Source organism: Salmonella sp. 5800 (genome assembly GCF_046558195.1).
Classification (GTDB): domain Bacteria; phylum Pseudomonadota; class Gammaproteobacteria; order Enterobacterales; family Enterobacteriaceae; genus Salmonella; species Salmonella enterica.
Genome location: NZ_JBGDOX010000010.1, coordinates 124,602 through 140,326 on the forward strand (window position 1 = coordinate 124,602; position 15,725 = coordinate 140,326).

General features: G+C 52.0%; 14 protein-coding genes. 3 read left to right on the top strand and 11 right to left on the bottom strand.

The window, feature by feature from the left end; genetic code table 11:
- The first annotated feature begins 108 nt into the window (after positions 1 to 108).
- On the top strand, positions 109 to 1,419 hold the full coding sequence (gene gltP, locus ACLJZ5_RS17795; protein WP_000793278.1) for a glutamate/aspartate:proton symporter GltP: 1,311 nt from the start codon (positions 109 to 111) through the stop codon (positions 1,417 to 1,419).
- A 157-nt stretch (positions 1,420 to 1,576) separates the two neighbouring features.
- Here gltP and yjcO read toward each other — a convergent pair whose 3' ends face one another.
- The 6 genes from yjcO to ACLJZ5_RS17825 form a co-directional block, all read right to left on the bottom strand.
- Positions 1,577 to 2,266, bottom strand: a complete 690-nt coding sequence (gene yjcO / locus ACLJZ5_RS17800; protein WP_000771454.1) for a Sel1 family TPR-like repeat protein YjcO — start codon at positions 2,264 to 2,266, stop codon at positions 1,577 to 1,579.
- A gap of 176 nt (positions 2,267 to 2,442) precedes the next feature.
- On the bottom strand, positions 2,443 to 4,590 hold the full coding sequence (gene fdhF / locus ACLJZ5_RS17805) for a formate dehydrogenase subunit alpha (protein ID WP_077914032.1): 2,148 nt from the start codon (positions 4,588 to 4,590) through the stop codon (positions 2,443 to 2,445).
- A gap of 354 nt (positions 4,591 to 4,944) precedes the next feature.
- On the bottom strand, positions 4,945 to 5,853 hold the full coding sequence (gene lpxO / locus ACLJZ5_RS17810) for a lipid A hydroxylase LpxO (RefSeq protein WP_000457033.1): 909 nt from the start codon (positions 5,851 to 5,853) through the stop codon (positions 4,945 to 4,947).
- 257 nt (positions 5,854 to 6,110) lie between these two features.
- Positions 6,111 to 6,545: an aminoalkylphosphonate N-acetyltransferase gene (gene phnO, locus ACLJZ5_RS17815; RefSeq protein ID WP_024797347.1), complete on the bottom strand. Its 435-nt coding sequence runs from the start codon at positions 6,543 to 6,545 to the stop codon at positions 6,111 to 6,113.
- A 151-nt stretch (positions 6,546 to 6,696) separates the two neighbouring features.
- Complete coding sequence (yjdN, locus tag ACLJZ5_RS17820; RefSeq protein ID WP_024797348.1) at positions 6,697 to 7,140, bottom strand: VOC family metalloprotein YjdN; 444 nt, start codon at positions 7,138 to 7,140, stop codon at positions 6,697 to 6,699.
- Positions 7,141 to 7,259: 119 nt separating this feature from the next.
- The gene (locus ACLJZ5_RS17825; RefSeq protein WP_000056482.1) at positions 7,260 to 7,595 is read right to left on the bottom strand and encodes a zinc ribbon domain-containing protein YjdM; all 336 of its coding nucleotides are present in this window, start codon (positions 7,593 to 7,595) and stop codon (positions 7,260 to 7,262) included.
- Between the two features lie 467 nt (positions 7,596 to 8,062).
- Here ACLJZ5_RS17825 and proP point away from each other — a divergent pair, with 467 nt between their 5' ends.
- Together proP and pmrR are read left to right on the top strand one after the other, a co-directional pair.
- Complete coding sequence (gene proP, locus ACLJZ5_RS17830; RefSeq protein ID WP_000919710.1) at positions 8,063 to 9,565, top strand: glycine betaine/L-proline transporter ProP; 1,503 nt, start codon at positions 8,063 to 8,065, stop codon at positions 9,563 to 9,565.
- Between the two features lie 69 nt (positions 9,566 to 9,634).
- On the top strand, positions 9,635 to 9,724 hold the full coding sequence (gene pmrR, locus ACLJZ5_RS17835; protein WP_000844399.1) for an LpxT activity modulator PmrR: 90 nt from the start codon (positions 9,635 to 9,637) through the stop codon (positions 9,722 to 9,724).
- A gap of 7 nt (positions 9,725 to 9,731) precedes the next feature.
- Here the strand turns inward: pmrR and pmrB are convergent, their stop codons facing one another.
- The 5 genes from pmrB to ACLJZ5_RS17860 form a co-directional block, all read right to left on the bottom strand.
- On the bottom strand, positions 9,732 to 10,802 hold the full coding sequence (pmrB, locus tag ACLJZ5_RS17840; protein WP_001212189.1) for a two-component system sensor histidine kinase PmrB: 1,071 nt from the start codon (positions 10,800 to 10,802) through the stop codon (positions 9,732 to 9,734).
- 9 nt (positions 10,803 to 10,811) lie between these two features.
- Complete coding sequence (gene pmrA / locus ACLJZ5_RS17845; protein ID WP_000697899.1) at positions 10,812 to 11,480, bottom strand: two-component system response regulator PmrA; 669 nt, start codon at positions 11,478 to 11,480, stop codon at positions 10,812 to 10,814.
- On the bottom strand, positions 11,477 to 13,120 hold the full coding sequence (gene eptA / locus ACLJZ5_RS17850) for a phosphoethanolamine transferase EptA (RefSeq protein ID WP_000919294.1): 1,644 nt from the start codon (positions 13,118 to 13,120) through the stop codon (positions 11,477 to 11,479). The genes pmrA and eptA overlap by 4 nt, the downstream gene beginning before the upstream one ends.
- 133 nt (positions 13,121 to 13,253) lie before the next feature.
- On the bottom strand, positions 13,254 to 14,591 hold the full coding sequence (gene adiC, locus ACLJZ5_RS17855; RefSeq protein WP_000093130.1) for an arginine/agmatine antiporter: 1,338 nt from the start codon (positions 14,589 to 14,591) through the stop codon (positions 13,254 to 13,256).
- Between the two features lie 139 nt (positions 14,592 to 14,730).
- The gene (locus ACLJZ5_RS17860; RefSeq protein WP_001217074.1) at positions 14,731 to 15,492 is read right to left on the bottom strand and encodes an AraC family transcriptional regulator; all 762 of its coding nucleotides are present in this window, start codon (positions 15,490 to 15,492) and stop codon (positions 14,731 to 14,733) included.
- Between the last annotated feature and the right edge of the window lie 233 nt (positions 15,493 to 15,725).

Here is a 15,725-nt window from a genome sequence, read left to right on the forward strand (position 1 = left end):
GCGTTAAAAAACTCTACAAACCAACGCAACACAAATCATACCCTTTCAGTATGTATTGCTCTCATGCTTTCGGCGGAGAGCAACGCTTCATCGAGGAAGTCTGTTGTTATGAAAAATTTGAAAGTCAGCCTGGCCTGGCAAATTTTGCTGGCTATGGTGCTGGGCATTCTGTTGGGCAGCTATCTGCATTATCACAGTGACAGTCGTGAATGGCTGATTGCCAACCTGCTGTCGCCTGCTGGCGATATCTTTATCCACCTGATTAAAATGATCGTCGTGCCGATCGTGATCTCGACTCTGATTGTCGGCATCGCCGGCGTTGGCGATGCGAAACAGCTAGGCCGTATCGGCGCCAAAACCATTCTCTATTTTGAACTGATCACCACGGTGGCGATTATCCTCGGCATTACGCTGGCGAATGTCTTTCAGCCAGGCTCAGGCATTGATATGTCGCAACTGGCGACCGTCGATATTTCGAAATACCAGAACACCACGGCGGAAGTACAAAGTCATGCGCATGGGCTGATGGGGACGATACTGTCGCTGGTGCCGACCAATATTATCGCATCGATGGCCAAAGGGGATATGCTGCCAATTATCTTTTTCTCGGTCCTGTTTGGGCTGGGGTTGTCGTCCCTGCCGGCAACGCACCGCGAACCGCTGGTGACGGTATTTCGTTCCATCTCTGAAACCATGTTTAAAGTCACCCATATGGTGATGCGCTATGCGCCAGTGGGCGTTTTTGCGCTGATCGCCGTCACGGTGGCGAATTTTGGTTTCGCGTCGCTGTGGCCGCTGGCGAAACTGGTGCTGCTGGTACACTTTGCCATTATCTTCTTTGCGCTGGTGGTGCTGGGCATCGTGGCGCGCCTGTGCGGGTTAAGTATCTGGATTCTGATTCGCATTCTGAAAGATGAATTGATTCTGGCGTATTCGACCGCCAGCTCCGAGAGCGTACTGCCGCGCATTATCGAGAAGATGGAAGCTTACGGCGCGCCAGCCTCTATCACCAGTTTCGTGGTACCGACCGGTTACTCATTTAACCTCGACGGCTCCACGTTATACCAGAGCATCGCCGCCATTTTTATCGCGCAGCTATACGGTATCGACCTGTCGTTGTGGCAGGAAATTGTACTGGTGCTGACGCTGATGGTGACGTCGAAAGGGATTGCCGGCGTGCCAGGCGTTTCCTTCGTGGTGTTACTGGCGACGCTGGGCAGCGTGGGCATTCCGCTGGAAGGGCTGGCGTTTATCGCCGGTGTCGACCGTATCCTCGACATGGCGCGTACTGCGCTAAATGTGGTGGGGAATGCGCTGGCGGTGCTGGTGATCGCCAAGTGGGAACACAAGTTTGACCGCAAAAAAGCGCTGGCCTATGAGCGCGATGTGCTGGGCAAATTTGATAAAACCGCCCAATAACGGATTGCCGAATGGCGCTTTGCTTATCCGGCCTACAGCGAAAGAAAATGTAGGCCGGATAAGGCGTTCACGCTGCCATCCGACAACCTGCTCCGGGTTGCCTGATGGCGCTACGCTTATCAGGCCTACAACGACTACGTTCATCCGGCAATAAACATCAGCCATTTGTTAGCGTTTCGAACTCTTCGCAACCGGTATCAAACCCTTCCAGACAGCTTAGATTCAACCAGTGCAACGCCTTCTGCTTGTTCTTTTCAATAAAGCCCGGTTCTCCGTTTAAAAACATCATTCCCGCCCAGTATTCTGAATAGCCGGTACGGGAAATGGCGGAACTGCGTTTGAAATACCAGGCGGCTTTTTCATCATCGGCGGCAATGCCCACGCCGTTGGCGTAAATCAGGCCAAGCAACATTTGCGCATCCACCGCGGAGTCGTTATCCAGATCTTCAGAGGCCTTTTGCAGCAGCGAGATGGCTTTTGGGTAGTCCGGGCGCCCGGCCTGGGTGTTGACCAGGATCCGCGCCAGCGTAATTTCTCCCGCTTTACTGCCCGCGTTAGCCGCCTTTTCAGCCAGCTTTTTCGCGTCGGGATAATCCAGGCTTACCGGATTAGTGATTTTGATTTGCGCCAGTAGCGCGCAGGCGTCGGCGTCGCCACTGTCGGCGGCTTTTTGCGCCCAGTATTCAGCTTTGTTCAAATCGCCATAGCTCAACCAACTGTCGGCCAGAAAATATTGCGCGCGTCTGTCACCTGCCTCTGCTGCCTGCAAATACTGGCTACCCGGCTCAGGATCTGCGGCATGGGCAAAGAATGTCATAAACAACATCAATGCAAGAAGTAGTTTCATTTTGAATTTTATTTAGGGTACGGAAAAGACAGTATAAAGAGATCGTATGGATAAAAAAACAGCCTCCGGGCGGAGGCTGTTATAGGGAAAATGCCTGATGGCGATGCTAATGCATCTTATCAGGCCTACAGTAGACGCAGGCCGAATAAAGCATTCTGATGCCGCCATCCGGCAGATCAACCCATTGCGCTTTCGCGCAGGCGGGTTTTCAGCTTGTTGTACTCATCAATCACATACTGCTCGGCGGCTCGCTGATCGGCGATCGGCTCAACGCGTACGGCGCAGTATTTGTACTCCGGCGTTTTGGTAATCGGGCTGAGGTTTTCAGTCACCAGCTCGTTACAGGCGCCAATCCACCACTGGTAGGTCATGTAAATCGCCCCTTTGTTCGGGCGATCGCTGACCTGCGCGCGGGTGATGATTTTACCTTTGCGCGAATGAACCCACACCAGCGCTTCATCTTCAATGCCCAGACGCGCGGCGTCGGTGGTATTGATTTGCGCATAGCCCGGTTCATCGGCCAGCGCGGCCAGCGCCGCACAGTTACCGGTCATTGAGCGGCAGGAGTAGTGGCCGACTTCGCGCACCGTCGACAGTACCATCGGGTACTCTTCGGTGAGTTTATCGATAGGCGCTACCCAGTCGCAGGTGAAGAACTGCGCCAGACCGTTGGGGGTATCGAACTTCTCTTTAAAGAGGTACGAGGTTCCCTGATCGGCATCCGACGTGTCGCGGCATGGCCACTGGATATAGCCCAGTTCGCCCATCTTCTCGTAAGTGGCGCCGTAGAAATCCGGGCACAGATGACGCAACTCATCCCAGATTTCCTGGGTATTGTTGTAGTGCATCGGATAGCCCATCCGGGTGGCGATTTCACTGATAATCTGCCAGTCGGTTTTCAGATCCCACTTCGGTTCAACGGCTTTAAAGAAGCGCTGGAAGCCACGGTCAGCCGCAGAGAAGACGCCTTCATGCTCGCCCCACGAGGTGGAGGGTAAAATCACATCCGCCGCCGACGCGGTTTTGGTCATGAAGATATCCTGCACGATGACCAGTTCCAGATCCTCAAACGCTTTACGTACTGCAGAGAGTTCCGCATCGGTTTGCAGCGGATCTTCACCCATAATGTACGCCGCGCGCACTTCGCCATGCGCCGCACGGTGCGGCAGCTCGCTGATGCGATAGCCGGTATGCGCAGGCAGACTTTCTACGCCCCAGGCTTTAGCGAACTTCTCGCGGTTTTCCGGGAACTTAACGTACTGGTAGCCCGGATAAGTATCCGGGAGCGCGCCCATATCGCACGCGCCCTGAACGTTGTTCTGGCCGCGAACCGGGTTAACGCCCGCGCTTGGCTTGCCGAGGTTGCCGGTCAGCATCGCGAGGCTGGTCAGTGAACGCACGGTTTCCACACCCTGATAGAACTGAGTGACGCCCATACCCCACAAGATCGCTGCGCTTTTCGCGCTGGCATACATCCGCGCCGCCTGACGAATTTCCTGTGCGCTCACGCCAGTGATCTCTTCGACGGACTCCGGCGTATAGCCTTCGACAATCTTACTGTACTCTTCAAAACCTTCGGTACGGCTGGCGACAAACGCTTTGTCGTACAGGTTTTCTTCAATAATGACATGCCCCATGGCGTTGAGCAGCGCGATATTCGAGCCGTTTTTCAACGCGATATGCATGTCAGCGATGCGCGCGGTTTCAATTTTGCGCGGATCGCAGACGATAATTTTCGCCCCGTTGCGTTTAGCGTTAATCACATGATTCGCCACGATAGGGTGGGAATCCGCCGGGTTATACCCGAAGACGAACACTAAATCAGTGTTATCAATTTCGTTGATCGCATTACTCATTGCGCCGTTACCGACCGATTGGTGCAGACCTGCAACCGATGGGCCGTGTCAGACGCGAGCGCAGCAGTCAACGTTATTGGTACCAATAACGGCGCGTGCGAATTTTTGCATTACATAGTTGGTTTCATTTCCGGTACCGCGAGAGGAGCCGGTTGTCTGGATTGCATCCGGACCGTACTTCGCTTTGATGGCGCTCAAACGTTCAGCGACGTAATTGAGCGCTTCATCCCAGGAAACAGATTCCAGTTTGCCGCCACGCTGGCGACGGATCATTGGGGTTTTCAGGCGCGGGGTCAGGATCTGGGTATCATTAATAAAATCCCAGCCGTAGTAGCCCTTCAGACACAGGGTACCCTGGTTGGTTTTCCCCTGCGCCGCCTCAGCCCGGACGATTTTGCCGTTATCGACCACCAGATTGATTTTGCAACCTGATGCGCAATACGGGCAAACCGTGACGACTTTTTTCATCGGTTTCGCTCCAGTTAATCAAATCGCGCATACGCGCTGTCGCCCTCAGTATGCATGTTTTATGCCACTTTTTTAGTATGGGCTTTCCCTGATATTACGGGCGAATTTTGCTCAAAACCCTGACGAAAAACAGGCTATCGTCAGTTTTGACGTGTCGAAAGAAAATGCCGCATGACATTTATTATGGGGAGAAACGCTGAGCGCAGGCCAGATAAGGCGGAGCCGCCATCCGGCAATCTGCTCTGCCTGAAGTGGAAATTACCCGGATGGATAGACTCAAGGCCAGGGAACGCGTTGAGACTAACGCCAGGATAGAACAGGCCGCGGCAGGCAGTGCCATACCGCGGCCCGGCTTCAGAGGAGGCTGAAAAGGATTATCGCGGCAAAAATAGCGGCAATAACGAGATATTTCAGCGCGTAATAGAGAGTGCGGTTTTTCTTTTTCAGCCGTTGCCCGGCATCGCGTGCTGCGTGAACGTATTTAAAGATGCGATTAATCGCACCGGTGCGATCGTTCTCGTCGTTTGGCGAACTGGCGGCGGACATCAACGATGCGCCGACCCAGTGGTTTACGCTCTGCGCCCAGCGCCATTTCATTGGACGCTCAATATCGCAAAAGAGGATAATACGCGTCTGCTCAGTTTTATTTTCCGCCCAATGAACGTAGGTTTCGTCGAAGATGACGGCTTCGCCGTCGCGCCAGCTATGGCGCTGTCGATCAACTTCAATAAAACAGCGGTCGTCATTCGGTGTGCTTAATCCAAGATGGTAACGTACTGAACCGGCATAGGGGTCGCGATGTTTTCCCAGATAGGCTCCGGGAGGCAACTCGGCGAACATCGCCGCTTTAATAGAGGGGACGCTGTTGACCAGCTTTGTCGTTATCGGGCATAACGTTTCCGCCGACGGGTGGGCATCGGAATACCATTTAAGGTAAAACCGTTTCCAGCCGCGCTTGAAAAAGGTGTTGAATCCGGCGTCGTTATTGGCCTGCGCGGCTTTTATGTGATGCTGAAGCCGTAGCGCCTCTTCACGAATCACCTGCCAGTTTTCTGTCAGCTTCTGCAGCTCTGGAAATGCCGTGGTATCAAAGTACGGCTGCTTTGCCGGTAACGTTGAGAAGCGAGTCATGAACATATTGATCGGCGCCATAAACGTCGAGTGGTCAAAGAGCTGACGGGAAAGTTTTTGTTTTTCCACCCCGCGTGAATGCGCATAAATGACGCTGATAATAAAAATACCGATAATGATTGCTGCGAACATAACGTCACTGTCCTTCTAAGAAAACCTCATCCCGGGATTTTCAGGCAACCCTCCCGGTGATGCCAAAGAGAAAAGTGTAGTTCGTTGACAATAAATTTACATTTCTACAACTTAAAAGGGCCATTTTTGCTAAAGAAGCGAGTCAGCCCGTTTAACCTTTATCCAGGCTTGTCGACAGTAGAATTGAGATGACTCCGCTACTTCACCCGGTGATGGCTGATTACGTTATGCCTTATCTCCCGATGACGGCTGCCAGATCACAATGCTTTCGTAAACCGAAAATGACTTTGCTTGTAACCTTCGCGAAGATAAAAACGGTGTGCATCGCGGCGTTTAATATTTGTGGAAAGCTCCGTTAGCTCGGCGCCCGCCTGACGTGCTTCTTCTTCTGCCCAGGCCAGAAGCTGACTGCCAATTTTTTGTCCCCGCATCGGCGGTAATACCACCAGCTCCTGAATTTCGCCAATCCAGTTGGCATGATGGAGATGAAACTGCATATGCAGGCTGATCATGCCGACTACCTCTCCGTTGCGCAGCGCTAAACGATAATGAAAGTTGGGGTCCAGTAAATTAGCGGCGAATCCATCCCTGAAAGCCTGATAATCAAGCTCATTTTTAAGTAACTCACAGATAAGCGCGTAAACAGAATCGGTATCCTCTGTTGTCGCGTGGCGTAATTCACAGACTGACATAATGTCCTCCCGATGCTTCATCAGGATCAACCATCTTTCGGCAGACTGTAGCAAACTACCGTCATTATTTATTCTATGACAGTTAAACGGCGGATAACGTGCAGCCAAAGATCACTCTGATGGCAAGGGGGAGGGCGAGCCTCCCGGGGAGTTAGGTGGCAGGCTGATGTTTAACCACGTTAATCATCCACGGCACACCGAAACGATCGCTGACCTTGCCGAAACCCTGCGCCCAGAAAGTCTCCTGCCAGTCCATTTCGATTTGCCCTTGTGCGGCAAGGTTATCAAACCAGCGCTTCCCTTCTGCTACATCCTGGGTATCAAGCACCAGCGTAAAGCCGGAATAATGCGCCGTTCCCGACGCGCTGGCATCACTCATCATGATATCGCTGCCGGCAATGTGCATGTTGGCGTGGGCGATAGCAGTATCGGGAAAGCGCATTCCTGACGGGCAGCCCTCTTCGTTATCCGCCGCCGAGGGGGGCATTTCACCGAAGCTGAGTTTATAAAGCAGTTCTGCGCCTAACGTTTGTTGATAATACGCGATGGCGTCGGCACAGTTGCCGGCAAAAGAGAGATAGGGACTTAACGGCATGATGGTTACCTCAGGTAAGAGATGCTCGTTAAGTGTAGTTCGAAATTGGCACAATATTGTCGGTGGCAGGGCCGCTCAGGCCCGGTAAGCGAGGCGCTACCGGGCAATGACACGGTAAATCAGTTCTTTTTCACGAACTCGGATTTCAGTTTCATCGGGCCAAAACCATCGATTTTGCAGTCGATGTTATGGTCGCCTTCAACCAGACGAATATTCTTCACTTTGGTGCCGATTTTCAGCATGGAAGAGCTGCCTTTTACTTTCAGATCTTTCACGATGGTGACGCTATCGCCGTCCGCCAGCAGGTTGCCGTTGGCGTCTTTGACAATCAGCTCATCGCTCTCCTGAGCGGGTTCCGCATCGTTCCATTCGTGAGCGCATTCCGGGCAGATGAACATGCCGTTATCTTCGTAGGTATATTCGGAGTTACATTGCGGGCAGTGGGGTAATGACATGTTGGTATCCTCAAAAAGTCAGCGGGGGCAAACGCGCCCAAAAATGGCAGATCGCCGAAAAAGGCCGCAATTATACACAAAATCCTTAGCGTTGTCGGGACTATTGCCGCTTTTATAAAAGGGTCTGCGCCACGCCAGTCAGCAATGGTTTACACTCAAATAACCGCTTTTTTACTGTCACCACAGCGCATTAGGGCGTCCTTATTTACACCTTTTGACCGAATTGACATATATGTGTGAAGTTGATCACATATTTAAACCCTGTTAGGGTAAAAAGGTCATTAACTGCCCATTCAGGCGTCAACAGGTTCGGTTGTACAGTCCGTAACCGGACAGTGTAAGTAAACCTGCTACGCTTGTATGAGGGATAGCGTTCGCGCCCCTCCCTCCGCTCGACGGCGACGCTGGCGCGGTATGCCAGTGCCCGCCGTATATAGCGCTACAGGGCTTAGCCTATGAGGACAGCTATGCTGAAAAGGAAAAAAATAAAACCGATTACACTGGGCGATGTGACCATCATTGATGATGGTAAACTTCGCAAAGCGATTACCGCCGCCTCGCTGGGCAACGCGATGGAGTGGTTTGATTTTGGTGTTTATGGATTTGTTGCCTACGCGTTGGGTAAAGTCTTTTTCCCCGGCGCCGATCCCAGCGTCCAGATGATTGCCGCGCTGGCCACGTTTTCCGTTCCCTTCCTGATTCGTCCGCTCGGCGGGTTATTCTTTGGTATGCTCGGCGATAAATACGGGCGCCAGAAGATCCTGGCGATCACGATTGTGATTATGTCGATCAGTACCTTCTGTATCGGGTTAATCCCCTCTTACGCGACGATCGGTATCTGGGCGCCAATACTGTTGTTGCTGTGTAAAATGGCGCAGGGCTTCTCGGTTGGCGGGGAATATACCGGCGCGTCGATCTTTGTCGCGGAATATTCGCCGGATCGTAAACGCGGATTTATGGGAAGCTGGCTGGATTTTGGTTCCATCGCCGGGTTCGTGCTGGGCGCGGGCGTGGTGGTCTTAATCTCAACGATTGTCGGCGAGGAGAATTTCCTTGAGTGGGGCTGGCGTATTCCGTTCTTTATCGCCCTGCCATTGGGGATTATTGGTCTCTACTTACGCCATGCGCTGGAAGAGACGCCAGCGTTTCAGCAGCACGTGGATAAACTGGAGCAGGGCGACCGCGAAGGGTTGCAGGATGGGCCGAAAGTCTCCTTTAAAGAGATTGCCACCAAACACTGGCGTAGCCTGTTGTCATGTATCGGTCTGGTGATTGCCACCAACGTGACCTACTACATGCTGCTCACCTACATGCCGAGCTACCTGTCGCATAACCTGCACTATTCTGAAGATCACGGCGTGTTGATTATCATCGCCATTATGATCGGGATGCTGTTTGTGCAGCCGGTGATGGGGCTGCTGAGCGACCGTTTCGGTCGTCGTCCGTTTGTGATTATGGGCAGCATTGCGCTGTTCGCGCTGGCGATCCCGGCCTTTATCCTGATTAACAGTAACGTTATTGGCCTGATTTTTGCCGGTTTGTTGATGCTGGCGGTGATTCTGAACTGCTTTACCGGGGTGATGGCCTCGACATTGCCGGCGATGTTTCCGACGCATATTCGTTACAGCGCGCTGGCGGCGGCTTTTAATATCTCTGTATTGATTGCCGGTCTGACGCCAACGCTGGCGGCCTGGCTGGTGGAAAGCTCGCAGGATCTGATGATGCCGGCGTATTATTTGATGGTCATCGCGGTGATAGGCTTGATTACCGGTATTTCCATGAAAGAGACGGCCAATCGTCCGCTAAAAGGCGCAACGCCAGCGGCGTCGGACATCCAGGAAGCGAAGGAAATTCTGGGCGAGCATTACGATAATATTGAGCAGAAAATCGACGACATCGATCAGGAAATTGCGGAGCTGCAGGTCAAACGTTCGCGTCTGGTACAGCAACATCCGCGTATCGATGAATAAATTTCGCGCTTAAGGTTCGCTTAATCTCTCGCGGGCATACTCTCCTCCATACCTTTGGAGGAGAGCGTCATGAAAAGCTATATTTATAAAAGTTTGACGACCCTGTGTAGTGTGCTGATTGTCAGCAGTTTTATCTATGTGTGGGTCACGACGTATTAAACGCCTGTTATGCCTTTTTCAACAGCACCCAGGCACGGGTGCCTGTTCTTTCCGTACGGTTTTGCAGGAAAAACTGTCCCTGATGTAGCTGGGTGATGCGGCTGACGATACTCAGCCCCAGGCCAATTCCGCCATAACGGCTGTCCATCCGCACGAACGCTTCGCTTAGCTTCCCGCATTTGCTTTCATCAATACCCGGCCCCTCGTCTTCGACCGCCATAATAGCGTCGGGGTCGGCGCTAATGTGGATAGTGATATGGGTTCCTTCAGGGCTATAGCGATGCGCGTTTTCCACCAGATTTCGCAACAGCATACGCAGTAATGTCGCGTCACCGCGCACCACCACGTCCGCCGCGCTTTCCGGCAGCAACAGAGTTTGCTGGCGCGTTTCCAGCATGGTGTTCAGCTCATCGTAGGAGGGGAGGATCACATCTTCCAGCAGTTTTACTTCCTGATAATTCCCGGAAGAGAATGACTGGCCCACGCGCGCCAGTTGCAGAAGCTGGGAGACGCTATCCATCATCTGGTCAAGACGGGCGATAAGCGGCGCGACATCAACATTGTGGGTTTTTGACAATAATTCCAGATGCAAACGCACCCCCGACAGCGGCGTGCGTAGCTCATGGGCCACATCGGCGGTAAAAAGGCGTTCATTGTCGAGCGTGGTGGTCAAACGCGTAACCAGTTGATTGATCGCCGAGACGACGGACTCAATCTCAAGCGTGGAGCTGTGAATGGCGATCGGCGCCAGATTATCCGCCGTCCGCGCTTCCAGCTCTTTTTGCAGTTCGGCGAGCGGACGGGTAATACGCCGTACCGCCTGGTAACAAATTAGCAGCGTCAGGCTAACCATAAATACGCCGGGGACGATCAGGCTGGCGACCGCCTCGCGAATTTCGTGCATGATATGGCGATCGTTATTGCGATTATCCCGCAGCGCCTGCTCGAACAATTGGATTTGCTCAGTGCTTTCATGCCATAACCAGAAGGTACTGATTAACTGGAACACCAGCAGAATAAGACCAATTGTCAGCATTAAACGCTGGCGAAGGGTCATCGCTCTTCGCTGAAAACGCATCAGGCTCACTTAGCTTTCCTCAGTGGCAACCAGCATGTAGCCAAACCCGCGAACCGTGCGAATGCGCGACTTGCCGACTTTGTCGCGCAAATTATGTATATGCACTTCCAGAGTGTTGGTCGAGGGTTCGTTATCCCAGTTGTAGATATCGTTATAAAGAATTTCCCGGTGCACCGGACTGCCTGCCTTGAGCATCAATCGTGAGAGCAACGCGTACTCCTTAGGCGTCAGGGTCAGTTCCTGTCCATCCCTCCATGCCTGATGGCGGCCTATATTGAGCGTCAGATTGCCAACCGTCAGTTCACTTTCACCCTGGTTATTATGGCGGCGCAGCAGCGCGCGGATGCGGGCGTGCAACTCCTCCAGGGCGAAGGGTTTAACCAGATAATCATCTGCGCCGACATCCAGCCCGGTAATGCGATCGTTGAGCGTATCGCGGGCGGTCAGAATGAGTACCGGCAGGGTGTATTTTTTCTGTCGGATTCGCGTCAGGAAATGCAGGCCATCCTCATCGGGCAGCCCTAAATCCAGCACCATCAGACTGTAATGACCAGACTCCAGACTATGCTCGGCGGCACGCGCTGTCGAAACGCCATCACACGCATAGCCTTCGGTTTGCGCGGCGAGTATTAACCCCTGTAATAATAGCGTGTCGTCTTCAACAATCAGTATCTTCATTCGCTTAGTCTCCTGCACGGTTGCAGAATATCATCTGCGGCCTGGTAATACGTCGTTTGTACGCCGGTTAATCCCAGCATGGTTGAGAAAAGATTGTCCTGTGAATAATCCAGCGTGCTCGCCCGTTTTTGCAGGCAGGCCTGATCCACCTGATAACGCTGTTGATAATCTTTAGAAAGCCAAATGAGCATCGGGACATGTTTTTGCGTATCCGGCGCAATGGAATACGGCAAACCGTGTAAATAAACGCCATTTTCACCCAATGATTCGCCGTGATCGGAAAGATAGACCAGGCTGGTGGTGAATTTATCCTGATGAGATTTCAGCAGGTTAATGGCTTTATCTACAATATAGTCCACGTACAGCACGGTATTATCATAGGTGTTGATCAACTGCTGTTGGGAACAGTTCTGAATTTCGTTAGTGTCACAGGTTGGGGTAAATTTTTTAAACTGCGGTGGATAACGGTTGTAATAGGTTGGGCCGTGGCTGCCGATGGTATGCAGTACAATAACGCCATCGCCTTTCAAATGGTCGATATAGTCTTCCAGACCGTGAAATAACACTTCATCGTAGCACTCGCCGTCGATACATTGTCCGGGCAGGTTTAGTTCGGTGACATTTTGATGCGGAACGCGATCGCATGCGCCTTTACAGCCGCCGTCATTATCATTCCACAGTACGTTAATCCCCGCGCGCTGGATAATATCCAGCAGCCCTTCCTGGTGATGCGCCAGCTCTTCGTCATAATGTTTGCGCGGCATATCAGAAAACATGCAGGGAACGGAGATCGCGGTCGCCGTACCGCAAGAGGTGGTATGCGGGAAATAGATCACATCGTCTTTCGCCAGCCGCGGATTGGTGTCGCGCGGATAGCCGCCAAGAGAGAAATCATCGCCGCGCGAGGTTTCGCCAACGATGAGAATCGTCAGGTTTTTGCGATCGCCTTTCAGCATTAATGGATTGCGATGGGCATCCTCGCCAATGCGTACCAGCGGCAAATTCGCCAGCCGTTGATGCGAATACCATGACCAACTGGCGACAATACTGTTCGATGGGCTTAACGCTTTGATCAACTGTTTATTATTTCGAAATAGCGAGGCGTAATCTTTATAGAAAAAGGCGGCGACCAGAATAACTAATAAAATAGAGATCAGGACGCTGACCAGGCGGTAAAGCCCGCTACGTAAGCGCGGCGTCGCCGGACGGATTTTGACCCAGAAGGCAATCACGGCTGCCAGAACGCCGCTTAATCCCAGCGTCAGCACCATTTGCGGCGTCATCAGCGCAAAGGTTTCCGCGGGCGTGGTATCCATCATATTGGCGATCATGGAACGATCGATGATGATGCCGTAAGTCAAAATAAAATACTGCGCGGCAGCGCCGACCAGAATAAAAACGCAGGCCAGCAGTCGGTTTAGCCAAATAAATGAGGCCAGCGTCAGCACACTATTGACCACGCTAAACGCGACGACCGGCATGGAAATAAACACCAGCACATTGCGCAGCGAGTTTAACGGTAGGTCTTGTAGTACCTGCTTGTAGAACGCAATGTTCAGGCAGACGGCAATATAAAAGGAAAAAAGCAGAAGCCAGGCGATTTGCCCAAGAACAGGTCTTTTAAGAAAGCGCTTTAACATGTTGATGCGTCCATCGATTCGGTGACGCTAATCGTGACAAAGTAAAATTAAGTGAACCTTAAGAACTTAATGTTGGTGGTGGCCGGATAACCTGCGCTATCCGGCCTGTTGCGATAACATTAACTACACGTGGTCAATCCTGTTTAACCGGCGCATCCAGCGGATACGGGTTTTTGTGAATGCGGTTGTAGTTCAACGCATACAGCGCGGTGATCACCATCAACGTGACGAACGACCACATCACTTCTTTGGCGCCGGAACCGATGACCGCCCAGATGCAATACACAAACGCGACGAAGGTGATCAGCAGATACAGCGGGCGCGCTTTACCAAAGTGACCGTGGCCCAACAGCAACAGCGCGGCACAGGTGTAAAGATAAGGCACCAGGGTGAAGATAACCGACACGGAGGAGACCAGACCAAACTCTTTCGCGGCGTTCGGCGACATACTGCTGAACTGGAAGATAGTCATCAGCACGCCGACGATAAGCAACCCAGCCACTGGCGTACCGGCTTTATTAACCCGCGCGAAGATCGGCGGGAAGAGACCATCGTCCGCCGCCGCTTTTGCGGTTTGACCGGCAAGCAGCGTCCAGCCGCCGAGAGAGCCCAGGCAACCCGCTGCCGCACAGAAGGAAACAATAGCCCCTGCGGTATCGCCCAGCGCCATACGCGCCGCGTCACCGAAAGGCGATGCCGATACACGCAGCGCCGCGTTGGGGATCATCCCCATAATCGCCGTTGTGGAGAGTACATAGCAGACGGCGGCGATCAGTACCCCGCCGATGGTGGCGATAGGCACGTTGCGTTTCGGGTTTTTGACCACACCGGCCGCAACGGAGGCGCTTTCTACCCCGATGAATGACCACAGCGTAACGTTCAACGTGCTTTGAATTGCGCCGAAGGTATTCATGCCGCTCACGTTCCAGGCCGCCATATAGGTTTCGCCTTTAAACCAGAACCAGCCGAAGACCGCAATCCCTACGATAGGCACCAGCGCCAGTACGGTGGCGACGGCCTGTACGCGGGTAATCATTTTCGGCCCGACGATGTTCAGCAGAACAAAAATCCACAGCACCGCGACGCAGGTAAGCGTTAATACCAGCGGATCTTTCAGAATCGGGAAGAAATAGCTCAGATAGCCGACGCCGATAACGACCATCGCGATATTACCGATCCAGCATGCCAGCCAGTACAGCACGTTCGTTTGATAGCCCAAAAACGGCCCGAAGCAGCGGCGTGCGTAGGCATAGGAACCGCCGGGACTGGGATCTAAGGACGACATTTTGGCATAAACCATCGACAGCGCCAGGGCGCCGATGATAGTGACCAGCCATCCGTAGATTGCAATCCCGCCAGTGGCCGCCAGGTTGGCAGGGAGTAAGAATACCCCTGAACCCATAATATTCCCCGATACCATTAAGGTGACGGGGATTAGGCCCACTTTGTGAGCATCAGCATCCGAAGACATAATTTGGACTCCTGAAAAGGTGACTTCGTTACGATAAATTACGTCGTATCATACCCCCTCAGAATGCCGCTGAATTATGTCGGAGACGGGTTATCGCCAATGCTGTTATTATCGTGTCTTATCGTTGAGTGTAGAAAAATTAGGCAGCCGATCGTTCCCGATGTTGGCTAACATAATGCAGGGGGGTCATACCATAAAACTCTTTAAACACGGAAATAAAGTACGATGTGCTGTTATACCCACACAGCTGTGAGACTTGAGAGATATTCTTTCCGTCCATTAATAATTGGTTTACGGCATAACGCATTCGGCAGGTCGTGATTATTTGGCTATAACTGGTATTCTCGTTTTTGAGCTTTTTCTTTAACAAGCTTGGACTCAGGCACAGGCAACTGGCAACGGCGCTCAGATTCCAGTCTTTATGAATATCGCTCTGAATGATGTGGTAAACGCTGTCACTGATGCGGCTGCGCAGCATGTGCATTAACAAAGAAATAAATTTTTTGTGGTCAAGAAAGCGGGATAAAACGGTGAAAAGGAGCGCACGGGTACGTTCACTAACAATTTCATCCGGTGCTTCCATCGCGCTGTAGCGGGCGGCGACCCTGAAGATATCCGGCGTCAGACAGTTGGCGGTCAATAAGGGATCGGCGTTGCGTTGCCAGACGGGAAGGTGTGAGAGATCTTTATTCAGGAATTGTAAATAGTCTTTAATATTATTGCGACTCACTTGTATTACTAGCACGCTATTTAATGATGAAATGTCAATAACGTTATTTTCACAAGCCAGAATGGCCATATGATTCGCTTTTAAACTGATTGGCTCCTTACCATTTACTCGTAACCATGTATCTTTTTCGGTTAATAACACTATGCAAGGCTCGTTGCTGCAAATCCTCATACCCGAACTCCTGGAATATGAACATAAAAGACCGGATCTCGCCAAACGGGAGAGATAACGGGGACTGAGTCAATTGTGTGATGAATTGAAACTGCACTAAAATAACTTTCCTGAATAATATTACAATATTTGTACGATGAATTAGGGTGTACAAAAAGTTGTACGCGAGTGGAAACTTGTCATTTTTGTATAAAAAAAGCGCGGGATGGGGCCCGCGCAAAAAGGTATGACAG